Here is a 26,619-nt window from a genome sequence, read left to right as displayed (position 1 = left end):
GTTATAGGGTTGGGTCTAGTTGGGCCACCTGCTGCCTGACGCCGATGCCGTAGTAAGCGAAGCCCTTCTCGCGCAGGTCGGCTCCGTCGTAGATGTTGCGGCCGTCGAAGACCACCTTGTCCTTCATCAGCTTGCTCACCACCGCGAAGTTCGGGGAGCGGAACTCGGGCCACTCGGTCACCAGCAGCAGCGCGTCGGCGTCGATGAGCGCCTCGTACTCGTCCTTGCCGTACTCGATGGTGTCGCCCAGCGTGTGCCTGGCCTCGGCCATGGCCACCGGGTCGTAGGCGCGCACCTTGGCCCCCTGCTCCAGCAGCTTCTGGATAATCACCAGCGAGGGCGCCTCGCGCATGTCGTCGGTCTTGGGCTTGAAGGAGAGGCCCCACACGGCGAAGGTCTTGCCCGACAGGTCACCGTTGAAGTGGCTGTGGATCTTGTTGTAGAGCACCGATTTCTGGTTCTCGTTCACCTCCTCCACGCTCTTGAGCACGCGCATCTGGTAGCCGTTCTCGCTCGCGGTCCTGATCAGCGCCTTCACGTCCTTGGGGAAGCAGGAGCCGCCGTAGCCGATGCCCGGGTAGATGAACTTGTTGCCGATGCGGGCGTCCGAGCCGATGCCCTTCCTGACCATGTTCACGTCGGCGCCCATGATCTCGCAGAGGTTGGCGATGTCGTTCATGAAACTGATCTTGGTGGCCAGCATGGCGTTGGCCGCGTACTTGGTCATCTCGGCAGAGGGGATGTCCATGAAGATGAGCGGGTGGCCGTTCATCAGGAAGGGCTTATAGAGCTTCTTCATCACCTTCTCGGCCCGCTCACTGGCCACGCCCACCACGATGCGGTCGGGCTTGAGGAAGTCCTCGATGGCGGCGCCCTCCTTCAAAAACTCCGGGTTGGAGGCCACGTCGAAGGGGATCTGCTCGCCGCGCGCCTCGAGCTCCTCCTCTATCGCCTGCCTTACCTTGCGGGCCGTGCCCACCGGCACGGTGCTCTTGGTCACCACCACCAGGTAGTCGGTCATGTTGCGGCCTATCTCGCGGGCCACCGAGAGCACGTACTTCAGGTCGGCCGAGCCGTCCTCGCCCGGGGGCGTGCCCACGGCGATGAAGGCCGCCTCGCAGCCGCAGCCCTGGATCGAGCCGGCAAGGTCGGTGGAGAAGCTAAGGCGCTCCTTCTGCGCGTTGCGCACGACCATCTCCTCCAGCCCCGGCTCGTAGATCGGCAGGATGCCCTTCTTGAGGTTGTCTATCTTCTTGGAGTCGATGTCGATGCAGGTCACGTCGATGCCCACCTCGGCAAAGCACGTGCCCGTAACAAGGCCAACGTACCCTGTGCCAACTACAGCTATTCTCATAGGTATCTTCTTCTAAAGGCTAAAAATTAAATAAAAGCGGCAACGCCTCCTTATGAACCGTTGCGCAACACTATATAGTATAGTATAAAATCAAACTTCTTCTGAAACAGCGCAGAAAAGTATAAAGTTATACTTCTGCTACCTAACAACTGCGACAGTTTCAGAAAACTATGCAAGTTCAGAAATATCCCCGTACAGCACAAATTTATACTTCGATAACGCTCATTCCACTCCGGCTGAGGGTAAGGAGGCATGGAGCAAAGGCATAAATGGAGAGTGGGATAATACGGTATTCTTGCTCTGCAAATCTTTCTGCCGCTGCCTTGCGCTATTGTCAGGTTCTTCTACATGTGTGCTTTAAGCCAAACGCAATAAGTAACTCTACGTTCAGCAGTAACATCAGCACGCACAAATTACGTGGTACAAAGTATAATTGTTCTCTGTTACACAGGTAATTATAGTATTTAACCAAGAGGCCGCCCATCATCACACTATAACTATATAATTATCAGCACATAAGGCCTTTAAAAAGTTTTTACCGGCTTAAGTTCCTTCCTTGCCCGTTTATAATCCTGCAAGGGTCATTCAGCTTGTGTTTAACTGTCGCCTTTATACTTTTTACCCTAAAGCGCTTTTATACTTTGCCAACCTGTATTTCATCTAAACGTGCCTCTTTTTTGAGTTAAGAAACAACCTGCCCCCGGTTTAGAAGTATAGTTAAGTAACTATCACCCTAAAGCTATGAAACCGGATTGGCTGGATAAGAAAGAATATCCCTTCAAATCTAAATATATAGACCTTGAAGCAGGCAGGATGCATTACATTGATGAAGGCGAGGGGCCTCCGATCGTGATGATACACGGCACCCCATCCTGGTCATTCATGTACCGCAACCTGATTAAGATTTTGCGAAAGCATCACCGCTGCATTGCCCTGGACATGATCGGCTTTGGCCTTTCGGACAAACCAAAGGACTGGAGTTATAAACCGCGGGCACATGCTGCCAATTTTGAGAAACTGATGGAGCACCTGCAGCTCCGGGACATTACGCTACTTGTGCATGATTTTGGGGCGCCTATAGGGCTGGCCTACGCCATCAAATACCCCGAGAATGTGAAGAGTGTGGTCATGCTTAACTCCTGGACCTGGTCTCTTTCCAAGCACCAGACGTTTACCAAGGCCAGCAAGTACCTGGTAGGGCCTTTAGGCAAATTCCTGCACTCCAAGCTGAACGTTTCGAATAACGTGCTTATACATGAGCTGTTTAAGGATGAGGATGACTTGCCAGAGCCGATAAAAAAACACTATATAAACGGCCTCGGCGGCCCCGAGGAACGGGTACGCAACCTCGCCTGTGCCCGCGAGTTGGTTGGTGCCAGCAAATGGTATGATGAACTTTGGAAAGAACGCAGAAAAATACAGGACATCCCTACGCTTATACTTTGGGGAGAGCGTGATAAGCTGATCAAAATCGAAGCGCTGCAACGCTGGAAGAAGTTTTTCCATGAGTGCTACGTGATTCCCTTTGAGGATGGTGGCCATTTTTTACAGGAAGAGAATGCAGAGGAAATAGCCAGCTACGTGAGCAACTTCATAAAAGAAGAGCAGAAGAAGCGCGAGTTGGTAAACCAGTAACCTAATTTATTTTATACTTAACAGAAGATGAAGACCGATAAACCCATAGATGAAGCAATTTTCAGAGCGCACAGCGCATCAGAACAGGAACACCAATCACAAGACAAATTATACGCTATGAGAGTACCACAAAACCAACCCCAGCACCCCCATGGAGAGGCCCCATTAAATGAGTCACACATTAACCTGATGCAGTCGTGGCAGAACCTGCGCGGCCTGGATAACAAACTGGCGCAAACCAAGTTCTCGGACCTTGCAGACAGCCCTAAAACGTCAAAAGAGCGACGCAGAGCATGATAGACGCCTCCCGACTCCGAAGCACTACTATACTTACTATATAAAACAGGCGCAGCTTTTATAAACTGCGCCTGTTCCTTTTTATACTTTATACTTCTGACTAGAAAATCTTCCCCGGATTCAGTATACCTTTCGGGTCGAAAAGCTCCTTGATGCCGCGCATCAGCCGCAACTGCACCTCGTTCAGGGCGATGTTGATGTACTGCCGCTGCACCAGCCCGATGCCGTGCTCACCGGAAATCGTGCCTCCCAGCTCCACGCACAGCCTGAAGATCTCCTTTATACCTTCAGGCAGCTTGTTGTTCCAGTCCTCATCGCTCATATCGCCTTTCACGATGTTGATGTGCAGGTTTCCGTCGCCGGCGTGGCCGTAGCAAACTGATTTAAAGTTATACCTGGCCCCAATCTCCTTCACGCCGCGTAGCAGCACGGGCAGCTCGGCGCGTGGCACCACAGTGTCCTCCTCCTTATAAATAGAGTTGCTTTTCACGGCATGGCCCACATTACGACGCAGTCGCCACAGGTCCTCCTTCTGTTTCTCGGAATCAGCCACTAAGATTTCGCCTACATTAAACTGCTCCAGCACCTCGTATACGCGCTCCGCATCCTTAAACAGCAGGTCCAAGTCGTTGCCGTCTAACTCAATCAGCAGGTGCGCCTCCTCATCCGCTGCCATGGGCACTTCCATGCTCAGGTAACGGCAGGTCCACTCAATGGCATCACGCTCCATAAACTCCATAGCCGAAGGCACAATGCCCGCTATAAAGATTTGGGACACGGCGGCGCAGGCCTCCTCCTCCTTTCGGAAAGGCACCAGCATGACCAGGTTCTGCGTTGGGTAAGGAATTAGTTTGAAAACAATTTTGGTAATGATGCCCAGTGTGCCCTCGCTGCCCACCATCAGCTGCGTCAGGTTATAACCCGTGGCGTTCTTCAGCACGTTGGCTCCGGTCCAGGTGATCTCGCCGGTTGGCAGCACCACCTCCATGTTCAGCACGTAGTCTTTGGTTACACCATACTTAACGGCTCTCGGGCCACCGCTGCTCTCGCTCAGGTTGCCGCCCAGAAAGCAGCTGCCGCGGCTCGATGGGTCTGGCGGGTAAAACAAGCCGCGCTCTATCACCGCCTCCTGAAACACCTGCGTAATAACGCCCGGCTCTACGGTAGCCTGCAGGTTACGCTCATCAATAGCCACGATCTTATTCAGGCGCTCAGTTGAGAGTATAACCCCTTTGTGGATGGCCAGCGCTCCGCCGCTCAGGCCCGTGCCAGCACCGCGTGGCGTAACCGGTATGTAATTTTCGTGGCAGTACTGCATAATACGGCTTATTTCGGCAGCGTTAGCAGGTTTAAGCACCACTTCCGGCTCGTAGCGCAGGTCTTCTGTCTCGTCGTGGGTGTAGCGCAGCATGTCTTCGGCAGCGGCAGGCAGCAGCACGTGCTCCTGGCCGACTATATTGGTGAAGGCCGCTACAGCTTCAGGTGTGATTGGGTTAAATTTCATTTTAAAAAAGCTGGACTAATGCTTACTTTAGCCAGTGGAATTTGTGTTGTTGTACCTGGTTGCTAAAATACGCTTTGAAAACACTTTTTACTACTTCTGCCCTTTTTATCTTTTTCCTGTTGCTGATGGCTTCCTGCCAAACGTCGCAGCCAACCTTTAGCAAGCGTGGGGAAGAATACAAGTCTGCGCGTGAAATTGCCGCTGCGAAACGTGCCGCTAAAAAGAATAACCGTGGTGGCGGGAAGTATGCAGGCGGTGTTACAGGCACCTCAAAGGACCGCACCAGCCGCACCCGCATCCCCAAACGCAACCTGGATGCAGACGTCGCCACTGTAATTGAGGCCGCGCGCTCTTACACTGGTGTTCCTTACCGTTGGGGCGGCACTACCCGCGTGGGTATGGATTGCTCTGGCCTGCTCTGCACTTCTTTCCAAAGTATAAATGTGGCTCTGCCGCGCACCTCCGAGGAGCAAAGCCGCTATGGTACCGATGTAAAAACAAAAGACCTGCGTGAGGGCGACCTCGTCTTTTTCGGATCCAGTAAACGCAACATTACCCATGTGGGCATGGTAACCGAAGTTATCAGCCAGGATGATGTGCGGTTTATACATGCCTCTACCTCTTTAGGCGTTATAGAAAACAACCTTTATTCAGACTACTACAAGAAAATCTTTATCAAAGCCGTACGCCCACCTGTTTTTTAAGCCTATCCTGTGTTATACAACTCCATAAATATATAACTATTTATATTTTATACATTAAAATAACATTAGTTTTTTCATAATCCCCGTACGTACTAACTAAAGTAAACAATTGTTGTTCAATTAGTTAGTACGTATCATGAAAATTTTCTACAGTTTATTACTCTTTTGTAGCTTCTGTATTTCTCCTGCACAACTAGCACGGGCACAGGGCACAACAACAGCAGCACTCAGTGGCACAGTAAAGGACCAGGCCGGTATGGCATTGCCTGGTGCTACTGTTATAGCCATACATACCCCTACCAGCGCTCAGTATGTGGCCAGCACTAACACAGACGGGTACTACAATATACAGAACATGCGTGTGGGTGGTCCTTATACCATCACAACCTCCTACATAGGCTACCAGGAGCAGCGCATTATCAATGTAAACCTGGCGTTAGGCCAGACAGCAAGGGTAGATTTTGAGTTGGCTGAAAGCACCAGGCAGTTAGGCGAGGTAGAGATTGTAGGCGAGCAGAACGACATCTTCAACCAGGACCGCACCGGCGCGGCCACCAACGTATCAAGAGAGCAAATCGAGAACCTGCCCACACTTAGCCGCAGCCTACAGGATTTTACCAGGCTCACCCCACAGGCTTCGGGCAACTCTATTGCAGGCTCCAATAACCGCTACAACAACATCACGATAGATGGTGCAGTGAACAATGACGTTTTCGGCCTGTCTGGTAGCGGCACCCCAGGAGGGCAGGCGGGCACCCAACCCATTTCGCTGGATGCCATACAAGAGATACAAGTGGTAGTAGCACCCTACGATGTTAAGCTCGGCAACTTTACTGGTGGCGGCGTAAACGCTGTTACGCGCTCGGGCACCAACACCTTCACTGGCTCAGTGTATGGCTACGGGCGCAATGAGGATATTATAGGCAAGTCTGTAGTTGGCCCCAGAGAGAAGGCAGATCAGTTTAAAAATTACCAATATGGGGTACGCGTGGGCGGGCCTATTATAGAGGATAAGCTTTTTTTCTTCTTCAACTACGATGCTACCCGTTTCACGGAGCCTGTACGTTTTGCACCGGGCTCTGCCGAGTCGCAGATTCCGCTGGACGTAGCACAGGAACTCTCTGATTTTGTGCAGAACACGTATGGGTATGATGTCGGGTCCTTCGGCAGTATTGACCGGGAAACACAAAGCGACAAGTTCTTTGGCCGCATAGACTGGAACATCAATGACATGCACCAACTAACACTGCGCCACAACATTGTGGATGCCTATGATGACAACATCTCGCGCAGCAGCGACTTTATCCGGTTCGGTAACAACGCCTACCGCTTCAACAGCACCACCCACAGCTCGGTGTTAGAGGTAAACAGCCGCTTTTCTAATGACTTCTCCAACAACCTGATTGTCGGGTACACCCGCATCCGGGAGCATCGCGAAACGCAGGGCGAGTTCTTCCCACAGATCACCATCTTCGACCCTATCGCCGATTTTGAATTTGGATCGCAGCGTTCTTCAACCGCCAATGAACTGGACCAGGACATTTTTGAGTTCACCGACAACTTTACGTACCTGATGGGCCGCCACAATTTCACTTTCGGCACCCATAACGAGTTCTTCAAGTTCCGAAACCTGTTTATCAATAACTTTAACGGGCGGTGGGAGTTCAATAGCCTGGAGGACTTTTATAACGACAGCCCCAGACGCGTGCGGGCAACATACTCTCTGCTGGATAACAATCCCACACCGGCAGCTGAGTTTAACGCGCTTCAGTTGGGCTTTTATGTGCAGGATGAATTTACCCCATCGGAGCAGTTGAAGTTCACCTTGGGTCTCCGCCTGGATATACCTGTATTCCCGGACAAACCTCAGGAGAACACCACGTTCGAAAGCGACTTCCGTGACGTTTACCCAGGACTGGAAACAGACCGTGCTCCGAGCGGCCAGTTACTCTGGGCACCCCGCTTTGGCTTCAACTTTACACCTACCGAAGATCGTTCGCTGCAGATACGGGGCGGTAGCGGCATATTTACAGGCCGTGTGCCTTTTGTCTGGCTTTCCAACCAGTTCGTAAACTCAGGCACTTTACTTGGCACCATCGACCGCCGTAATCCTGGTGGCTTTGTTGTAGATGTTAACCAACTGGTGGACCCTACCCTGCCGCAGACTTTTGAGATCAACGTAATTGAGGATGACTTCAACCTGCCGCAAGTATGGCGCAGCAACCTGGCAGTAGATTATACTTTGCCTTATGAGGTTTTCCTGACTGTAGAAGGTATATACTCCAAGACTTTGAACGATGTAGTGTACAAAGATCTCAACTTGGTTGACCCAGAAGGCACCTTACCAGGAGGACCGGATAACCGTGAAGTATACCCGTCTGACCGCCGTATAAACGAGAGCTACACAAACGTGATCCTGCTGGATAACACAGATGAAGGCTACCGTTACAGCATTACCGGCCAACTGCGCAAAGACTTTACAAACGGCCTTCAGACCACACTGGCCTATACTTATGGCAAGTCCAAGGATGTAAACAGCGGCACCAGTTCCACGGCTCTTTCAAACTACGAGTTTAACCAGATCGTCAATAACCCTAATGACCCTCAGCTATCCTACTCCAGGTTCGATATACGGCATCGCATAGTTGGCAGTGCCGGCTATACTTTCCGTTACGGCACCGATGATCGGTTTGCCACAGGCATCTCCCTGTTTTATGAGGGACAGTCCGGGGAGCCGTTTACCTATCTCTACAACGGCGACCTTAACAGAGAGGGGAACTTTGCAAACGACCTTATCTACGTGCCTCGCCAGCAAAGCGACATTAACCTGATATCCTTCACGTCCGGAGGGGTGACCTATACGGCAGATGAGCAGTGGGAGGCTTTAGATAATTTTATTGAGAATGATGATTACCTGAGTGACAGACGCGGCCAGTATGCCGAGCGGAACGGAGCGCGTATGCCCTGGACGCACCAGTTCGATCTCCGCATTTTCCAGGACTTTGTGCTGGAAGCCGGAAACAACAGCCACAAATTCCAGGTAACGTTTGATATCTTTAATGTAGGTAACCTTTTAAACCGCGATTGGGGTCGTCAATACTTTGTGAACAATAATGCGAACGAAGTTATCCGCTACGCCGGCCTTGACGAAACAGGCAACCCTACCTTTACTTTCAACCCAAGAAACATACGGTATAACATTGCTCCTTTCGACTCCAGGTGGCAAGGGCAACTGGGGCTTCGTTACCTGTTCAATGACAGGTAGTAAACTTCCTAAAAACAAAAAGGCCTCCCGGCGAAACCGGGAGACCTTCTAATACGGTATTCTTATAACTTATTCAGCAAGCTGGTAGTTACCAGACTCGTTCAGCATAATTTTAATGCTTGTAGAGCTAGTTCCTCCAGCATAGATTACATACGTAATGCTGAACTTCTGTCCTGCTTTAGCATTAGGGTAGTATTTCTTCATCAACGTACCCAGTGCTTTCACAATATTATCGGTGCTCCACATGGAAACATCGAAGTTACGGTAGCGGGACAAGCTAGCGATAGCGGTTGCATCAGCAATGCCTTCCTGCTGAGCAATCCAGCCGTAATCATCAGCAACCAGGGTGTATCTGATAGAAAGGTCCGGAACCCAGATACCCTTTTGCTTAGACAGGTTCAGGGTGGCTTCCTCAGTAACGCTATCTTTCAACGATTTCCAGCTGGTGCCATCAAAAGCCATTGCAGTAACGCGCTGAGAAGTTGTTCTGCTTGAGCTGCTGTAGTAGGCATAGCTCACATACTGCACATCACCAGGCTTAGCACCAAGTACGCTTTCGCGCAGGAATTTGTCCAAATACAGGTCCAGGTTAGCACCGTCAGAAGACGAGAAAGAATATTTTGTATGCTCTACTGATTCATAGTTTTCCTCTGTTACCACATAGGTATCAACCCACTCTCCATTCACAAAGAAAAAGTGATCTATTTTCTCCTGTGTAGATGGGCTAGCAGCACCGCTGTACCAGTCGAAAGTAAGCTTAACTAATTGCTTATCTTCAGCATTCGGATACTTGTAGTTCAGGAATGTTACCATGTCATCTGCACTATCAAAGTTTCCATACTTAAAATTCAGCGCTGCATAGTCTTCGTCAGTTACTGTGTACTCCTCCTCAGTTGAAACGTACGTGTTAGTAAACACTGTAGTCGCAGAATTGTAGGTAATAGTAGCCAAAGTACCGTTATCCAGGTGAGGGAACTTGTTATCTAAGATTGCAGGAATCTTAGCAGCCGCATCCTCCTCAGACAGAAAGTAGGTCTTGTTAGTAACTACTTTATAGTGAGCTGGTGTTAACGTAAGAGCCATCTTCAGATCAGACTCTGTGTTCACCGCGTCCAGTTCATCGTAAACATCCTCCATTGGATCACAGGCAGTAACAGTGAGCGCCAACGAGCAGATTAGATATAAAAACTTTTTCATCTATCTAGATAAGTTAATTCTTAGAAGTTAATTTTTAAACCTGTTGTCCAAGTTCTGCCAACACCATAGAATACATATGAATTAGCGGCAGTGCTCAAACCTGTTTCGCGGTCAAATGTAGCAGAGGCATCAGACACATACTCTGTATCGAACAAGTTGTTAACGTTAGCAAACAGCGAGGTATTGATACCAGCAATCTTAAATTTAAACGACGCATTCAGGTCAAGCAGTGAGTAGCTAGGTACTTCCCATACTTTTCTGTCTGGTGCAGTCAGCGTAGTCGGATCGAAGTAAGCATACAAGTCAGTGTAGTAATTGTAGTCAGCACCGATCTTCAGTTCTTCCGTTAGGTTATAGCTTAGGCCAAGAGCAGCTGTTGTCTGCGCGGCATCACCAACTTTTACATCTTTCATGTAGATAGGTCCGATAGTACGGGAAGCAGTTCGGTCTTCGCTGAATACAGTGATAGCATCCAGGTCGCTCTGCCATGTCCAGTCACCTACAGACAGCATACCAGTCAGGTTCAGCTTGTTGGTTGGGCGGTAAGTAAAGTCAACTTCAACACCTTGGTGAAGGGCATCTACACCAAGCAGGTTAGCAAAGTAAACTTCGCCAGTTGCAGGTACACTGTAACCTCTTGTGAAAGATCTGTCTTTCCAGGATGTTCTGTACAGGTTAATGTTTGCAGAAAACAATGAGCTTCTGTAACCATACCCTAGCTCGTAACTCAGGATCTTTTCGTTCTCAGCATCTGCGTTCACAATGTTTTGGTTGTTCAGGAATACTGCATTGAAGAAAGGAGCTTTCTCGAAATAACCGATGTTTGCGAACAAGTTGTGGTTTTCAGTCAGGTTATAGTTGGCACCACCCTTGGCCTGGTAACCGAAGAAGTTCTGGAAGTCCGTCTCCTGGTTTCCTTCTTCATATTGGAAATAATCAATGCGCTTGTAAGAAGTGTTAGAAGCTGCCAGGGAAACGAAAGCAGACAGCGGGCCATCTGTGTACTCACCCTGAAGGAAGCCCCCCTCCCAAAGTACGATACCATCGTTGTTATAGCTGATCTTATCACCTACACGCGCTTTGTTATTTGGATTGTTAACGTCTGAGTTATCCAGCACGTACTGGGCACCAAGCAGATCAGTTACTTCTGTAAAGTGTCTACCTTCGTAATGACGCAGGTCAATACCACCCAACAGGTTAATCTTATCGTTCAGGCTCTTCTGGTAAGTAGAAAGCATACCTACCCAAGTATGGTCGTTTCTTGAAGCTCTCAGGAAAGAAAGCGCACGGCCATCAGTAGAGTTTACGTTTGCGTCAACTGCTGCGTCAAGGTCGTAAGGAGAGTATTTGTCGCCAGTTCTGGTGAATGTGCCTGTATAAGCACCACCTCCACCTGTACCGATAGAGGCATATACTGCAGTTGACAAGAACGAAGTCTCATCGATTGTCCAGTAGTGATTCAGAGAGAACTGTGGCTTGTGATAGAAGTTATCTTCTACGTTAACTACTTTACCATCTTTTACACCCCAGTCAGAGTTCCATCTTCTGCCTTGCGGAGCATTTCTGTAGTCTTCGATAGAAGCGCGGTTCTGGCGCTGGCCGTGCCACTGTGGAGCACCGAAACCTGTTAAAGAAATAGTGTGTTTCTCATTAATCAGTTTCGAAGCGTTGAAGAAGTAGTTGTAAGCTTCGAACTCAAGACCTTCAGCCCAGCCGTTACCTTCTGTTTTAGAAGCTGCTACTGAGAAGGCCCAGCCATTCTCATCTAAGCCAGTAGAGTAAGAGATACCTGTTTTCAAGTAACCGTTGTTACCAAAGCCCTGGAAAATGCTCCCACCTTTTATAGCATCTGTAGTTTTTGTAATGATGTTGATAGTACCACCTATCGAAGGCACAGCTACTTTTGAAGCACCAAGACCTCTTTGCACCTGCATAGACTTGGTAACATCTGAAAGACCAGCCCAGTTAGACCAATACACGTTACCGTTTTCCATATCATTTACTGGCACACCGTTGATCATTACAGCAACGTTTACTGAGTTGAAACCACGTAGGTTGATACGGGAGTCACCAAAGCCACCGCCCTGCTTCGTAGCGTACACACCCGGTGTAGACTTCAGCAGTTCCGGGAATTCCTGGTTAGAAGCTTTCTCTGTGATGATTTCGCTCGTGATAGTAGACATCGCAACCGGAGTCTCTCTGTCAATCGCATAGCTGTTTGTAGTAATTAGAACTTCATTGATTGAAGTCACGTTAGACTCCATCAGGATAGTGCCCAGTTTTTTAGTACCGCTCAGTCCAGCGATGGATACTTCTTTCTGCATGTAGCCAACGTAGTTAACCAAGATAGCAGAAGCATTAGGGTCATCAACTTGCAATGTGAAAGTACCGTCTAAAGCAGTTGGGGCTGCTTTCTCCGATCCTTTTAAAATGACAGTTGCTCCTGGTAGTGGCTCTTTGGTTGCGCCATCCACAACCTTACCTGTAACGGTACCTTGAGCAAACAAGTCTGTAGACGTCAAACCGGTCAGTAAGACCAGTAAAACAAGACTTAGTAAATTGTACTTCATCTTTTAGCTGTTAAGAATTGGTTGGTTGATTAATTTGGGGGCGAAATTACAACCGTAATTCGGTAACTTTCAACTAAAAAGATTAAAAAAATGTAAAAGCTAGATTAATAATTTAACCAAAGTATAACATTGAAATTCAGGAACAACTTTGTACTTAAAAGATTTCTAATTATTTGCAAGCCCCACTTTCATGCAAAAGAATTCTGCAACTCCCTCTCCTATTAATTAAAGTATAAAATACTATGGTAATATGTTATAACGGACCCTGAAGGGGTTTAATGTGCGTTCCTTTTTACAAATACTCCTCCCAACATCTCATATTAAGTTTAATTTTACCCTCGCTGAAAATTGACCACATTTTCTTTTGCACATTTTTTTAATGGGATGTTTTGCATCTAAAATATTTGTGCTATTTTTGTGCACACAATTCGGGGGATTAGCTCAGCTGGCTAGAGCGCTTGCATGGCATGCAAGAGGTCATCGGTTCGACTCCGATATTCTCCACGAAAGGCAACTGCGAAAGCGGTTGCCTTTTTTGTTTAACCGCCCTTCTCACCTCTTGATGCAAGGATATCTTTGTGATACAGGGACGGGTTATAAACGGGACATGTAGCAAGTACTGGTTACTACTTTTTGCTCAGGTAAGCAGTTACTCCATTCTTCAGTAATGATTGGTAAGCTAAACTATCTTTCACCTCTGCATCGCTCCACCTAAAAAAGCTTTTGGAATTTAGTATCAGTGTCTCTTCTACCAGATCATAATCCGTTAGCATAATCATGTTTGCCTTCATCACGTGGATCACACCTTCATTTACTTGGTATTGATAGCTATCACAGGCTTCTAAAGCACCTTTAGGGTATATCCTAAGTTATTGTTTTCTGCAAATTCAAAAATTGCACCTTCGTCTAGGTCTTTACTGAGTGAGGGTATAGCTACAGGACTCACTGTTAAGCTATCTACCACCCATTTTCCAACTAATGCGGTATCTCCTGAGGTTGTTACCATAGAGTTGTGCTGTCCGCCAGATGCCCCTCCTTCCGTTTCTTGACAACCAGTACAAAGAAAGATGTAGCTAAACAGGCACAACAAAACTAAATTCGCTTGAAACCATACAGCATCTAACTCCCTGTAGAATATCTTGACAGAGCCTTGCCACCGCAAGCTAGAAAGGCTGCTGTGGTAAGGCTGGTAAGTAATATCTTTACATATATTTATCATTTTATAACAGCAAGCTTTTTAGTCCATACTTGCCCCTCAGCTTTTATAGTAAGCCCGTACAGTCCGCGAGGCAGCGCTGACACTTCTACTTGCAGCGAGCTAGCATCTTTATAGTTACGTTCTGATAAGCGCTTACCAGTACCCAATTCATAAATTATCAAGCTTACCACGCGGAAGTGTGCAGGCAAAGCAATTTTCACGTAATTATCGGTTGTGATCGGGTTAGGGTACACTTCAACCCCGGCTGGCATCTCGGTAGCGAGTATCTTTGATGAGGCTATTTGGTTTTTCTTTATTCCAGGTGCAACAACTTTTATAGATACAGGCTCAGAGACTGTAACTGCCCCCATATTATCGGTAGCATGCGCCGTAATAACATAATTGCCTACGGCTGCCCGTTTCCAGTGATAGCTGTAAGGAGCTTTCAGGTCTTCACCAAGCTTGACATCACCACTATAGAACTCGACTTTTGACACCGTACCATCGGAATCAAAAGCAGTAGCAGTAATTCTGATCGGTTTTTGATTGGCAGTAAACTCTTGTCCTTCCACAGGGGTAACCAGAGACACCAATGGTGACTGATTGAAATTAACAGGAATGTTACCTGCTATAAAGTATTCACCGAGCGACGCGAAATCTGAATTAGCACCCATACTTCCAGCTACACCATCTATTTCCAAATAGTATGTTCCGGCCTCCAACACTACGTGAAGGGATGCGGCTAGGGTTGAAGGGTCAGCCGTTGCAACTAACTCACCAAATATATCGCGGACAGTTAACATTAGATCCAGGTTCGGGTAAGATGGGTCCGGATTTACGTCGAAGGCAATTTCGCCTCCACTTGTGGTGAAAGAAAACATGTCCACATCTGTTCTTGAAGAAATGACTCCTTTATTTACTGAGGCCAACACTTCCCCTCCATCCTCTATTACCATGGAGGTAGCCGACGCTGCGGTGTTACCATGATCATCAGCTCTGTAGCCAAACCCATTCCTCGTTGTGATGGTCTGAAGATCATCTTCCGTGTTATTAGCGTAAGCATACTCTCCTTTACTCCATTGCACCACTGATCTGTAGTAACCAGTTCCCATGATAGGTGCCCAAGAATCATGACCTGAATAATACTCTTCACTGTAGGGTGCTCCCCTGCCATCATGAACCAAGCCTAATGTATGGCCAACCTCATGCGAGCCAGCCTCACCAGCCCCAATAACACCTGCGTTCCATACCCAGCAAGGGGTTTCACCATAGCTAGTACTTCCAAAGGTAAAAGACCCTATGTAGGCATAGCCTCCGTAGCCAGGAGCAAAGTAGTTTGTAGGTGTAAAAATTACCCTCATTCTACGGTCAGCTGGGGCATTGTTGAATACAGCTTCACTGGTTGTCACATTAAGATCGAAAGGACGAAAGTCTTCACTCATCAGTTTCCATACCTCTTCCATTTCTGCTTCAGTCATGTTAGCAGGTGCCGCGACAATGGGTTCACCGTTAGTAAACTGCTCATTCCACAGAGTACCGCTTACAGTCTGTCCATCGAAATCCAGTAGCACTACAGCTTCTGCCCCGGAAGGCTTTCCAGGACTGGTACTGCTGCCTAAATAGTGCCAGCCTGGCTATAAGACGCTTCAAATTCCCTATGGGGATAATCTACGCATAGCATTTTATCAATGTCCTTCTCTGTTAAATATACCTGCCCATCTGAAGAGGATGAGTACTCGTAATATTTTTTCTGATCCTGTAGTATAATTGAACCGGTAACTTTGCTGCCAACTACCTTCAGATAGAACTTGCTGTTCTCAACATTCTTGACTTCACCATAATATACAGCTGCAGCCCCTTCTTTTCTGCTCGACTTTAGTTGAAGGGTTATGGCAGGGCCACTAGTAAATGAATGAGTAATTGCCGCTTAGTTTTCTCGCTATACACATCTTTAGCCTTAGCCTTAAAGATAGCCTCCACATCAGAGACTCTACCTAATTTTAACTTAGATGATTTTTGTGCATGCGATTGATGTACGCTAAAAAGAATTAGCACCGCAATAAGGCACGTATTAAGTGTTGTTTTCATAGCCAATTGAGTATGGTGTATAAATGATTCATATAATCAGAGTTACTTTAAATTAACTGTGGCTGAAGCATTGGATTGAAGATTATAGCAACATTAATCCTATATAAATAGTTATAATTTTTATTAATATTATATTATAACGAAATTTATGACTTATGAGCAAATAAAAACAGTGAATTGTGTGACAGACAGTTAAACACACGTTAATATTATCACATTGTGAGTAGGCTAGCCGGTTACTAAAACAAGGATATCACAAGAGCGGCCGTGCCTTTTATTGAGGGCATGATTGTACCTTCCAGATTTAGTGAGAGTCATAAGACAAATCCCTACTTCCTCAATATCCCCGCCCCTTCACGGCTTATACTTTCTTTTGCGGAACCACCCTGTGGGCAGGCCGTACCTCTTTAGAACTAGTTTCACTAAAAAAGGAGGTAGCTATGGCTTTTAATTTTGAGGATAAGCAGAAAGATGCGATCAACCTGCTCAAGAAAGTGGCGGAGGAAATGGGCACAGAGGACTTGAACCAGGCGGGACGCGTATTCCGGGCGGTGTTGCAGGCCATTCGTGACAGGCTGCCTGTAAACGATGCCGTACACTTTGCCGCACAGCTGCCCACTATATGGAAAGGCATTTACTACGACCAGTATGACCCGGCCATAGTACCTGTTAAGATCCGGGACCGGCAGGAATGGGTAAACTTTATCCGGAGCAAGAATGCTTTCGCGGCCAATAACGACTTTCTTCAGGACAGCGATATTATCGGGGCTTTTCAGGCGGTGTTTAAAGCACTGCACCATTGTGTGTCGGCGGAGGAACTACAGAAAGTGAAAGACGCTATGCACCAGGATATTCAGGAGTTGCTGGAAGTATAAATTTCAGCAAATTAAAGTATAAAAGGCGCAACTTCCGTAGTATAAGCGGAATTGCGCCTTTTGTTTAAATCAACCCTATGAAAAAAATAACCTTTACCCTTCTCCTTCCCATACTTATACTTAGCGCCTGCAAACAGCAGGAGTCCGAGCTGGCGTCATCTGCTACAGCTAACCAGGAAACTGCTACACAAGACACTCTGCCGGATATCACTGCCGCTGCTGCCGCTGCTGGCATAGCAAATTGCCAGGTGCAGGCCGAAACGCTTTTACCCCCTGATAACCCGCCATCGGACACCAGCCTGGTAGCTTATCTGCAGGAAATGGAGCAGGTCGTGCAGGCGCAGAACCCAGAGGGGCTACGAAAGTTAGTGTCACCTGACATAAGCACCGGCTTTGACGGAAGCGGCGGCTGGAGCGATTTTGCACGGCAGTGGCACCCCGAAAACGAAGGCGCAGAAGTATGGTTGCTGCTGGAGCACCTGCTGCGTTTAGGCGGCGGCTATCCCGTAGAAGGCAGAAAGGACATCTTCGCCCTGCCTTATGTCTACAGCAACTGGCCCGACTCAATAGACGCTTTTATGCATGTGGCCGTGGTGAAAACAGGTGCCATACTTAGGGAGGAACCTGCGGCCAACGCCTCGGCTGTCTGCTCGCTGAACCAGGTTATACTTAAAGTGGATTATGGCAAATCATACCCTGAGGATGCTCCCCAGAAGGAATGGTGGCATGTAGAGTCAGCAGACGGCGAGTTGCAGGGTTACCTGCACCACCCCGATGTGCACAGCCCGGTTGGCTACCGCGCCATCTTCAACAAAAACAAGCGGGGCAAGTGGCAAATGACCGCCCTGGTAGCCGGCGATTAAACAAACGATCCTGCCACTATACTTTAGCGGCAGGATCGTTTTATACTTGCTTTGGGTCTGTTGCTACACAAACAGCCCTTCTACGGAGAGGTAGCGTTCGCCGGTGTCGTAGCAGAAGGTTAGCACTTTGGCTCCTTCAGGAATCTCTTCCTCCAGCTTTCTACCAACAGCCGCCAACGATGCCCCGGACGAAACTCCGATAAACAAACCCTCTTCCCGGGCGGCACGGCGGGCATAGTCGTAGGCTTCGTCCTGCTGCACCTGCACCACGCCATCCAGTAGCTCGGTATCCAGTATCTTAGGTATAAACCCAGCTCCTATGCCTTGCAACGGGTGCGGTCCCGGCTCCCCGCCACTTAGCACCGGCGATGCGGCAGGCTCCACGGCGTATACTTTCAGGTTCGGAAACCTACCTTTAAGCACCTTGGCCACGCCCGTAATGTGGCCACCCGTTCCTACCCCGGTAATCATGTAATCAACACCATCCGGAAAGTCCTCCAAAATTTCCTGGGCCGTTGTGTCGATATGGATCTGGGTATTTGCTTCATTATCGAACTGCATCGGCATCCAGGCTTTATCGTTCTCCTCCAGAATTTCCTGTGCCCGCGCTATGGCCCCTTTCATTCCCATCTCACGCGGCGTCAGTTCCAGCCGGGCGCCATAGGCTGTCATCAGGCGGCGGCGCTCTATCGACATAGACTCCGGCATCACCAGAATCAACTGATACCCCTTAACGGCAGCCACCATGGCCAACCCTACACCTGTGTTGCCAGAAGTCGGCTCCACGATCACGCTGTCTTTGGTAAGTATACCTTTGCGTTCGGCATCTTCCACCATAGCCAGCGCGATACGGTCTTTTATACTTCCGCCGGGGTTGCTGCGCTCCAGCTTCACCCATACCTCCACATCTTTTTTATACAGCTTGTTAAGGCGCAGGTGCGGAGTGCGGCCGATGGACTCGAGTATTGTATTTATTTTCATGCTATGTGTACTTTATCAGATGGAGAAATTGATTACATTGGCCGATTCTGCGGAGCGCCGCACGTCTATCTGCGGACGGTGGTACACCCGCGAGTAAGGCGGCACACTCTCCGTAAGCCACACGTTACCACCCACTAAACTGTTTGCACCCACCACGGTATTGCCCCCAAGTATGGTCGCGCCGGCATAGATGACCACGTTGTTCTCTATGGTAGGGTGGCGCTTGATGTTGGCCATGGCCTTATCTACGCTGAGAGCCCCGAGGGTTACGCCCTGGTATACTTTCACGTAATTGCCGATCACGCAGGTCTCTCCTATCACGATGCCGGTACCGTGGTCTATGCAGAAATGGGTACCGATCCGGGCGCCGGGATGGATGTCGATGCCGGTGCGGGCGTGGGCATACTCGGTGAGCACGCGCGGCAGCAGCGGCACTTCCAACTGGTAGAGGGCATGCGCCATCCGGTACATGGCCACTGCCTTAAAGCCCGGGTAGGTGCGCACCACCTCCTCTATGCTCTGGGCGGCGGGGTCGCCGGCGGCAATGGCCTCGGCATCCATCAGCAGCAGCTCGTAAATATGTGGCAGTTCCTGCATCATCCGCTCCGAAATAACCTCGGGCGACATCGGCAGCTCCCGCTCCATACTTGTCAAAATGCGCATCATGTTCACCTTAAGTCCATTGCTAAATTCCTCCAGCTCCTGCACCGTTTCAAAGCGCACATCGGCCAGCGGCGGGAAAAGCAACTGCAGCACCCCTTCTACTAACTTGCACATAGCGGAAGCCGGTACCTGGTGCTTGGCCCTGTGGTGGCTCTCGAATAAAGTGTTTAAAAACTGGCTGTTCATGATGTTTCTAGAAACGTATGCCGTTGGTTCGTGTTTTAGCCTCAACAAAAAAAGAAGGCTTTTGTTGAGGATGCGCTGGTTTTACGCAGCCTAAACATAAAAGGGAGCCTCTTCAGGCTCCCTTTTATGTTTTTAGCTTAGTATTTTTAATCGCAGTGGCCGGGGCCAATGATTCCGTTGTTATACTTATCCAATGTGGAGGCAAGGGATGTGAATTTCTCGTGCAGCTTTTTGTCTTTCTTCGTAATCTGGCTTGGGGCGTACGCTTTAAACAGGTCCGTTGCCTTGTTATAAGCCTCCAGCGCCTCACCGCTCATACCTGCGCCTGCTGCCATGTTAAGCGTGGCGGCCACATACTGATGCGCCAGGATGTAATAGGCGTTGCCCTTAGGCTGCTCCAGCAGGATGGTGTAGTAGGTAAACCCGGATTTAAAGAAGGTATCGCTGTGGTAATCGTCCCAGGTGTCGTCATACTTCTTCTCGTTGTTGCTGTCGGCGTGGGTTTTCCAATAGCCCTGGGTGCGGGTACAGCCGCCGGTGGCCGGTGGCGTAACAATGGCCGTTTCTGTACAGAACATGATGTTGTCTATGCCTCCGGAGCCTACGTTTCCTTCCCCATCCAGCATTACGATCAGCTTTTCAACGTTCTTTGTGCCTTTTAGGTCAACGGTTTGTATACTTCCCTCCTCTTCATACGTTGCGAGCGGAAAGTCAACATGGCTGCCGCCGGCTACCACTAAACGCACTATTGATTTATTCTCCAGCGGCGTAGCATCAATGTCCACCACATCAATAGATTGCATCGTTACATTTCCTTCTATACCAGTAAAGTCCAGCTCCATGGTAGCCCCCCAGGCATTGTCGTTAGGGCCTGCTATCCTGATGGCGTGTCCAGATGGTGCATACGTTCCGTCTGGGTTCTCAGCTATTTCCTGCTGCGTAAACTGGTTTGCCACCAGTATCTTCCCAAGCGCGGTGGCCTTGCCCAGGTCGTGGGCATCGTCGCCGGTTGGCTTCATGGTATCATAAATCCGAGCAACGTTCACGTCTGCATAAACGCCGGCTTCGCTTCTGTGTGTATTCTTTACTGCTACTTTACCGAATGGGGTAGTTACATGGTCAATAAAGGGGAGGTTTTCGGGGTCTTCGGCGGTGTACTCTTCAAAGTTGATGGCATAGCAGTTGTCATCCATCAGGTTTTGGTTAACTCCGGTCGTAAAATCCGGGTTTACTTCTTCGGCTTTTTCGCAGCCCACCATAGTCAGGGCAGCCAAGCTACATCCTAGCACATTCCAATAAAAGTTCTTTTTCATAGTTAATTTTAGGTATATAATAAATTTCACAACTTGCTTCCAAGCACCGGGTTTAGCAGCACAAGCAGCAATAGAAATTCATACTTGATTCGTTCAAAAAAAGATACCCAAAATCAATAAAAATCAAATATTAAAGTATAACCATAGCTAATTCAGTACAAATAAATGCACCAAAACACTTTTAAATGATCTTTTTATAATTGTATTTTATTCTAACAGAAGGGATAGAAAGCAAAAACCAAAGTATAGAACCGCACCTCTAAAGTACCAATTCCCCAAAACTCCAACTTAAGTATTTTCGCTTGAACGCACTACCAGTACCAGGTACAAAAAAGCCAGGAATGTGAACACGCCTGTCGACCAGAATACCATCGTAAAGTTGCTGCTTTGGTTGCCGTAAAGCCACCCCGAGCCGAGTGAACCGAGACCAATACCCGCCTCCAGCGCAATATACATGGTGGCCATGGCGCGGCCCCTGTGCTCCAGGTGGCTCAGATCTATCGTCCAGGCGTAAATGGTGGGCGAGTTCATGCCAGTAGCCACACCAAACAGCACACCCGACAGCAGCAAGCCTGTATCTGAAGACACCGACCCGATCACCAGCATAGCCAGCGTTAAAAGTCCGGAGCTAACACGCAACACAGCCACACGGCCATACTTATCGGAGGCACGGCCGGCCAGAAAACGTATGGCCAGCGAGGAAAGGGTAAACGAGGTAAAGAAGAGTCCTTTGTTCTGGATACCCAGGTGCGCACTGAAATCTGGGATGATGGTGAGGACGGTGCCGAAGCCAAAAGACGTGAGCAGCATAACCAGCGAGGGGGCCAGCACCCGCGGTTCCAGCACCTCGCTGCGGGAGATGCGCAGCAGCCCCAGGTTAAATTTCTGCGGCCTCTGCACCGTTTCCTGCATGTGCCAGATTACGGCCACCGACAGAAAAGCAGCCGCCGACGAAGTATAAAACATGGTGTCGGCCGTGTACTCGCTCGCAATCAAACCGCCCAATGCCGGTCCTGCCGCCATACCCAGGCTACCTGAGAGCCCCAGCAGGCCCATGGCCTCCCCACGCCTATCTACCGGCACCACATCTGCCACGTAAGCCGACTTGCCGGTGGGCGTAAAGCCGGTGGAAAACCCATGCGCGAACCGCAGCAGCAGGAAAGCGGCCACCGTGCCCACCAGCGGGTACAGAAAGCCCGCCACTACGCACACCAGGCTACCCACAACCATCACCGGCACGCGCCCAATGCTGTCGGCAAGTTTGCCGCTAAACGGCCTGGAGAGGCCAGCGGTAAGCGCAAAAAGCGCTATGATAAGGCCCTTGTACTCTTCGCCGCCCAGGCTGGACAGGTAGTCCGGCAGCTCCGGAATTATCATGTTAAAGCTGGAGAAGAAGAGGAAGGAACTCAGGCAAAGCAACCCAAACTGCACCCCGTAAACCCGCTTTTTCTGTTCTGCCATAGTGTATACTTCAGCACGCAATTTGGCAAAGGTTTGGGTTTTGTGCTAATGCGCAGCGGGGGTAGAGCCTAATTTGCAAGTATAGCCGCCTACTTTGGCAGGCATTTTCCAGCCTAGATTTTGCGTTGGGGAGGCAGTTAAACCTTTGGCAGGGTCATGACAGGAAAGTACAGAAAACAAACCCCGCCTGGGCAAAGCAGGGCATCGCTTGACTATTCAGGGATTTATATTTGCAGAGCGGGTTCGGGTGGGGAGGGTTTTCTCCCGTTAATCATAACTCCCTGCTCCAGGGCCGCGAGGTGAATGCTTCGGGACACATGGCGGGCAATATCCGGCCTTTGAATGGCACCCAGACGCATTTTTATGGCTGCGCCTTCTTTCAGAATAAAAGTGATGATGTGCTCTGTAATGCGGAGTTCCTGTATCTGCTGCCACTCCACCCTCGTTTCGGTGCCCAGCAACGTCAGGCGGTACACAATCCGGTCAGGGGTCATGGAGAAGAAGGCATCCTTAAAACGGAAAATGTCCGTGCCATAGGCCAACGGAATTAGACCCAGCACCATTAAAGCCCCGCTTGCCACTGCCCAGCCTTCCCGGAAGGTATCCAACCACAGAAATTCACGCAGCAGTGCGTATCCTCCTCCGAGGAACAAAAACAGGCCAATCAAAAGCATTGATCTTTTTGTGGCCTGCAATTGCTTGCCCGGATATAGATTTACATACATAGTGTTACCCCCAGAGATTAGTGGATTTCCAACCCTTTGAGCCGAGCCATTTGCAGTAACTGCTCCTTTACCTGTTGCAGTACCCCGTCGTGCTGTATACGCTCCAGGCTCACCTCATGCACCTCCTCATTCTTTAATATGAATATAACTTTAAAAAGTTTCAATCTAACCAAATCAATTTCATTCCACTCAAACTCGTGCTCCGGCCGCATAAAGCGGGTACGGTAGCGCACTCCGTCAGAACTCAGAGTAAGGTGGCGGCGGTATTGCGGCCGGTGGTCCAGCCAGATACTGAAGATAAAGTAAGCGGGCACGAACAGGTTCAGCAGGAAAACAACCACCAGCTCCGTTGCAAAAGCCTTAGAAACAAGCAGGTATAGCAGCAAGCCTACCTGCAGCGCCATGGCGGCGGCGGCCAGCAGCAGCATCCGTTGCTCGGCACGGGGCTTTATGGTATAGGCTCCTTCAAAAAGTCTGAAGCTGATGTCCTGCATGAGCGCTTAAACATATTTCCAGTCTAAAAATAGAAAACTTAGCTTATATATCAAAGTTCCGGCACCTACGGCATTTCGGCACATTTTAGTAACTTAAGGCGCTTAATAAGAAAACACTCATGAAACTACGCTATACCTGGCTGCTTGCCCTGGGCACCCTCGCATCCTGCCAGTACCTGCCCCTGCAGCGCAGCACCACCAGCACCCTGGAGCCGGCCAACAACAAGTTTGGCGATGTAACCCTGCAACAGATTTATACTTTGCAGGACACACGAAACACTACCGGGCTGCTGCCATACCTGAGCGACCCGAACACCTCTTACCGTCGCCACGCGGCGCTGGCGTTTGCCTCCGTGCAGGACACAGCCGCCCTGGCTACCCTGCAAGACATGCTGGAAGACTCTGTGGCATCGGTGCGGGAGGCCAGTGCCTACGCGCTTGGCCAGATAGGCCATAAGCGCTCTGAGGCTGAGATCATCAACAGAATAAGCGAAGAGCAGGACCCGGAAGTGCAGGCGCAACTGCTGGAGGCGCTTGGCAAAACGGGCACGGCCCAGGCCGCCGATTTTCTGGCGAATTACCAGGCCACCAGCCCTGAGGCACAGGCCGGGCAGGCATGGGGCCTTTACCGCCTGGGCCTGCGCCAGCAGCAGAACCAGGCGGTGGTGCAGAAAGCGGTTGGCCTGCTGGCCCCGTCCACCATTTATGAGGCGCGCCTTGCTGCTGCACACTTCCTGGCCCGCACCCCAAAACTGGACCTGACACAGTACCGCCAGCAGTTGCTGAATGCCGCTACCTCAGATAAGGCGCCGGAAGTACGCATGGCTACCGCGCAGGCTTTGGCCAAGGTAAGGGCGCTGGATAAGGCCACCTTCCTCTCCACCATAGCACAAAGCGACCCTGATTACCGTGTGCGCCTGAGTGCCGTGCGCTCGATGAGCGGCCTCGACTTTGGTGATATCAAAACCGCCATACTGGCAGCCCTGCAGGACCAGAACATTAACACCGCTGTGGCTACCTCTGAGTTTTTAGTGGCGAACAATGCCAGTGTGCCGGCCCAAACACTGCTAGGTGTGCTGCCTAACCTGCTCGATGCCCGCGTGCGTAGCAACGTGATCTGGGTGATCCTGAAAAACAGCCAGGTGCAGAACCGCGTGTACCTGAACCCACGCTATAAACAGCAGTTTCATAATGCCCGCACCGCCTACGATAAGGCCCAGCTGCTAAAAGCCCTCTCCGGCGATTTTAACAACTATGAATTTATTGCCGAGCAGGTTTTTGTAGCCGAGCAGCCCGTGATCGCCACTACCGGCATGGAGGCCCTGATCCTGATGCGCCAGCAGCCTGACTTCCCGAAGCGCCTGGAGTCTGCCTTTGCCGAAATTTTTAAGCATGCCGTAGGCTCAGGTGATGTAGCCTTGGTAGGGATGGCCGCAGCAGCCATCCGCGACCCGAAGCTGAATCTGCGCAACCAGTACGGCAACTATGCTTTCCTGAGCCAGGCACAGCAAAAGCTGGAGCTGCCCCGCGACATGGAAACAAACATCGAGCTTCAGAAAACTATCGACTACCTGAGCGGCAAGCAGGAAAGCGAAACACCGCAGAACCCGTTTACCCACCCGATTGACTGGGAACTGGTAAAAACCATACGGCCTAACCAGCAGGTGCTCCTGCGCACCGAGAAAGGAAGCATCATTCTGCAGCTGTTTGTGGAGGATGCACCCGGCTCGGTGGCCAACTTTGTGGAACTGACAAAACAGGATTTCTTTAACAATCTGTACTTCCACAGGGTGGTGCCGAACTTTGTGGCGCAGGGTGGCGACAAGCGCGGCGACGGCTGGGGCAGCTCCGATTACTCCATCCGCTCCGAATTTACCCCGATGCACTACTACGAAGGCTACGTGGGCATGGCCTCTGCCGGCAAGGATACCGAGAGCAACCAGTGGTTTATCACCCACTCTCCTACCCCGCACCTGGATGGCCGCTACACCATTTTTGCCAAAGTGATAGACGGCATGGATGTGGTGCACCGCCTTGAGGTAGGCGATAAGATTGTGGATGTGGAGGTACTGAACCTGCAGCCCGTGGTAACCAGCTCGGCGGAGTAAGATTTATACGTTGAGTTGATGCAGGAAGCATGGCCTGAAGCGCTACCGGTGGCGCAGGTGCGCATTGCACGCCCCACCGACAATCTGCAGGAAGTGGAGCGTTTCTACTGCCAGGGCCTTGGTTTGCGTAAGTTAGGCGGATTTGAGAACCATAACGGCTACGACGGCTTCATGCTGGGCCTGCCCGGTTTTCCGTACCACCTGGAGTTTACGCAGCATGCCCACGGCAGCCCCTGCCCTGCCCCAACCAAAGACAACCTGCTCGTGCTCTACATCCCTGACCCGGCAAGTATAAAGCGCGTGGTGCAGCGGCTGGCAAGTATGGGCTACCCCGAGGTGGAGCCGGAAAACCCTTACTGGAGAGAAAAGGGAGCCACTACGATAGCAGACCCCGACGGCTGGCGGCTCGTGCTCATGCCAGGCCAAGGGATAGGATAAAAAGAAAGGCTGCTCCGGTGGGAGCAGCCTTTTATACTTACTGGCAACTTGTTTCTACGAGCAGCGGGCCACGTTCATGTCGGCAGGGGCTGTGAGCTTCGACCAGGTTCTGATCAGCTCCTTAAACTCCTGCTGCAGCGTACGGCTCTTGTCTTTGGCGTACCAGGCATGCAGCTTCTCGGCAAACTCGCTGTAAGGCGCATCCTGTGCCTTCATCTCAAAGAATAGCTGCTGTGCCGGCTCCGGGCGCGGCCCCCAGCTACCCAACACTTCCATAGTGTCAGGGTTCAGGGCAATAAGCTTTGGGATGGAGCGGCCGCCGTGGGTTAGGTAGGCATCCATGATCTCCGGGTTCTCATCGCGCAGCAGCAGCTTCACATCGATAAGCGGGGAGGCATCGGCAATTTTCACGATAGCCGGCACACACTGGGCCGCATCGCCGCACCATGCCTCCGTCAGCACCACCCACGTCATACGCGTCTGCACACTCAGCATCACCTGCACCAGTTCATCCTCCAGCACGGTTTTCTCTACGCGGCGCATACGGTGCATGTTCATGCGGGTATACTCTACCATGGCGTCAGAGTGGTTTGTGCCTGTAGTCTTATTCTCGGCCAGCAGCTTATCGATCATATCGCGGTACTGCATGTAAGAAAAAGCCTTTTGAAGATGCTCGGGAGTGATTACTGAATTTGCCATT

21 protein-coding genes and 1 tRNA gene are annotated in these 26,619 nt (G+C 50.1%); 9 read left to right on the top strand and 13 right to left on the bottom strand.

Annotated features, from left to right (window positions below):
- Position 1 precedes the first annotated feature (1 nt).
- Complete coding sequence (locus OO017_RS06855) at positions 2-1,354, bottom strand: UDP-glucose dehydrogenase family protein (protein ID WP_266051720.1); 1,353 nt, start codon at positions 1,352-1,354, stop codon at positions 2-4.
- Between the two features lie 741 nt (positions 1,355-2,095).
- Between OO017_RS06855 and OO017_RS06850 the strand changes: the two genes are divergently transcribed.
- Positions 2,096-2,989 (top strand): alpha/beta fold hydrolase, encoded by an 894-nt coding sequence (locus tag OO017_RS06850; RefSeq protein WP_266051719.1) that lies wholly within the window; start codon positions 2,096-2,098, stop codon positions 2,987-2,989.
- Positions 2,990-3,106: 117 nt separating this feature from the next.
- Positions 3,107-3,286, top strand: coding sequence for a hypothetical protein (locus OO017_RS06845; RefSeq protein WP_266051718.1), 180 nt, complete (start codon positions 3,107-3,109; stop codon positions 3,284-3,286).
- Between the two features lie 100 nt (positions 3,287-3,386).
- Here the strand turns inward: OO017_RS06845 and OO017_RS06840 are convergent, their stop codons facing one another.
- On the bottom strand, positions 3,387-4,790 hold the full coding sequence (locus OO017_RS06840; RefSeq protein WP_266051717.1) for an FAD-binding oxidoreductase: 1,404 nt from the start codon (positions 4,788-4,790) through the stop codon (positions 3,387-3,389).
- A gap of 74 nt (positions 4,791-4,864) precedes the next feature.
- Between OO017_RS06840 and OO017_RS06835 the strand changes: the two genes are divergently transcribed.
- Together OO017_RS06835 and OO017_RS06830 are read left to right on the top strand one after the other, a co-directional pair.
- Positions 4,865-5,494, top strand: coding sequence for a C40 family peptidase (locus OO017_RS06835; RefSeq protein WP_266051716.1), 630 nt, complete (start codon positions 4,865-4,867; stop codon positions 5,492-5,494).
- Positions 5,495-5,630: 136 nt separating this feature from the next.
- A complete protein-coding gene (locus OO017_RS06830) occupies positions 5,631-8,759 on the top strand; it encodes a TonB-dependent receptor (protein WP_266051715.1) in 3,129 nt (1,042 codons plus the stop codon).
- A 69-nt stretch (positions 8,760-8,828) separates the two neighbouring features.
- On the opposite strand, the gene OO017_RS06825 is transcribed toward OO017_RS06830, so the two are convergent.
- Together OO017_RS06825 and OO017_RS06820 are read right to left on the bottom strand one after the other, a co-directional pair.
- Positions 8,829-9,956 (bottom strand): hypothetical protein, encoded by a 1,128-nt coding sequence (locus OO017_RS06825; RefSeq protein ID WP_266051714.1) that lies wholly within the window; start codon positions 9,954-9,956, stop codon positions 8,829-8,831.
- 20 nt (positions 9,957-9,976) lie between these two features.
- Entirely contained in the window at positions 9,977-12,526 is a 2,550-nt protein-coding gene (locus OO017_RS06820; protein ID WP_266051713.1) for a TonB-dependent receptor, read from the bottom strand.
- Positions 12,527-12,956: 430 nt separating this feature from the next.
- On the opposite strand from OO017_RS06820, the gene OO017_RS06815 reads away from it, so the two are divergent.
- Positions 12,957-13,030, top strand: a tRNA-Ala gene (locus OO017_RS06815).
- Positions 13,031-13,741: 711 nt separating this feature from the next.
- On the opposite strand, the gene OO017_RS06810 is transcribed toward OO017_RS06815, so the two are convergent.
- Positions 13,742-15,202 carry an Ig-like domain-containing protein gene (locus OO017_RS06810; protein WP_266051712.1) on the bottom strand — a complete coding sequence of 487 codons (1,461 nt, stop codon included), beginning with the start codon at positions 15,200-15,202 and terminating at the stop codon, positions 13,742-13,744.
- A 409-nt stretch (positions 15,203-15,611) separates the two neighbouring features.
- A complete protein-coding gene (locus OO017_RS06805) occupies positions 15,612-15,812 on the bottom strand; it encodes a hypothetical protein (protein ID WP_266051711.1) in 201 nt (66 codons plus the stop codon).
- Positions 15,813-16,252: 440 nt separating this feature from the next.
- Here OO017_RS06805 and OO017_RS06800 point away from each other — a divergent pair, with 440 nt between their 5' ends.
- Together OO017_RS06800 and OO017_RS06795 are read left to right on the top strand one after the other, a co-directional pair.
- A complete protein-coding gene (locus tag OO017_RS06800; protein WP_266051710.1) occupies positions 16,253-16,687 on the top strand; it encodes a DUF2267 domain-containing protein in 435 nt (144 codons plus the stop codon).
- A gap of 77 nt (positions 16,688-16,764) precedes the next feature.
- Positions 16,765-17,550, top strand: coding sequence for a hypothetical protein (locus OO017_RS06795; protein WP_266051709.1), 786 nt, complete (start codon positions 16,765-16,767; stop codon positions 17,548-17,550).
- A 63-nt stretch (positions 17,551-17,613) separates the two neighbouring features.
- Here the strand turns inward: OO017_RS06795 and cysK are convergent, their stop codons facing one another.
- From cysK to OO017_RS06765, 6 genes are all read right to left on the bottom strand, one after another.
- On the bottom strand, positions 17,614-18,531 hold the full coding sequence (gene cysK, locus OO017_RS06790; protein ID WP_266051708.1) for a cysteine synthase A: 918 nt from the start codon (positions 18,529-18,531) through the stop codon (positions 17,614-17,616).
- Between the two features lie 15 nt (positions 18,532-18,546).
- On the bottom strand, positions 18,547-19,380 hold the full coding sequence (gene epsC, locus OO017_RS06785) for a serine O-acetyltransferase EpsC (RefSeq protein ID WP_266051707.1): 834 nt from the start codon (positions 19,378-19,380) through the stop codon (positions 18,547-18,549).
- A 146-nt stretch (positions 19,381-19,526) separates the two neighbouring features.
- A complete protein-coding gene (locus OO017_RS06780) occupies positions 19,527-20,693 on the bottom strand; it encodes a hypothetical protein (protein ID WP_266051706.1) in 1,167 nt (388 codons plus the stop codon).
- 288 nt (positions 20,694-20,981) lie between these two features.
- Positions 20,982-22,154, bottom strand: coding sequence for an MFS transporter (locus OO017_RS06775; RefSeq protein WP_266051705.1), 1,173 nt, complete (start codon positions 22,152-22,154; stop codon positions 20,982-20,984).
- A gap of 224 nt (positions 22,155-22,378) precedes the next feature.
- The gene (locus tag OO017_RS06770) at positions 22,379-22,879 is read right to left on the bottom strand and encodes a hypothetical protein (protein WP_266051704.1); all 501 of its coding nucleotides are present in this window, start codon (positions 22,877-22,879) and stop codon (positions 22,379-22,381) included.
- A 17-nt stretch (positions 22,880-22,896) separates the two neighbouring features.
- Entirely contained in the window at positions 22,897-23,373 is a 477-nt protein-coding gene (locus tag OO017_RS06765; protein ID WP_266051703.1) for a hypothetical protein, read from the bottom strand.
- Between the two features lie 119 nt (positions 23,374-23,492).
- Here OO017_RS06765 and OO017_RS06760 point away from each other — a divergent pair, with 119 nt between their 5' ends.
- On the top strand, positions 23,493-25,481 hold the full coding sequence (locus OO017_RS06760; protein ID WP_266051702.1) for a peptidylprolyl isomerase: 1,989 nt from the start codon (positions 23,493-23,495) through the stop codon (positions 25,479-25,481).
- 18 nt (positions 25,482-25,499) lie between these two features.
- The gene (locus OO017_RS06755) at positions 25,500-25,919 is read left to right on the top strand and encodes a VOC family protein (RefSeq protein WP_266051701.1); all 420 of its coding nucleotides are present in this window, start codon (positions 25,500-25,502) and stop codon (positions 25,917-25,919) included.
- A gap of 54 nt (positions 25,920-25,973) precedes the next feature.
- Here OO017_RS06755 and OO017_RS06750 read toward each other — a convergent pair whose 3' ends face one another.
- Positions 25,974-26,567 carry a thioredoxin family protein gene (locus OO017_RS06750; protein ID WP_266051700.1) on the bottom strand — a complete coding sequence of 198 codons (594 nt, stop codon included), beginning with the start codon at positions 26,565-26,567 and terminating at the stop codon, positions 25,974-25,976.
- Between the last annotated feature and the right edge of the window lie 52 nt (positions 26,568-26,619).

The sequence above is a fragment of the Pontibacter anaerobius genome (assembly GCF_026241195.1).
Lineage (GTDB): Bacteria > Bacteroidota > Bacteroidia > Cytophagales > Hymenobacteraceae > Pontibacter > Pontibacter anaerobius.
This window is presented reverse-complemented; position numbering and strand designations above follow the sequence as displayed.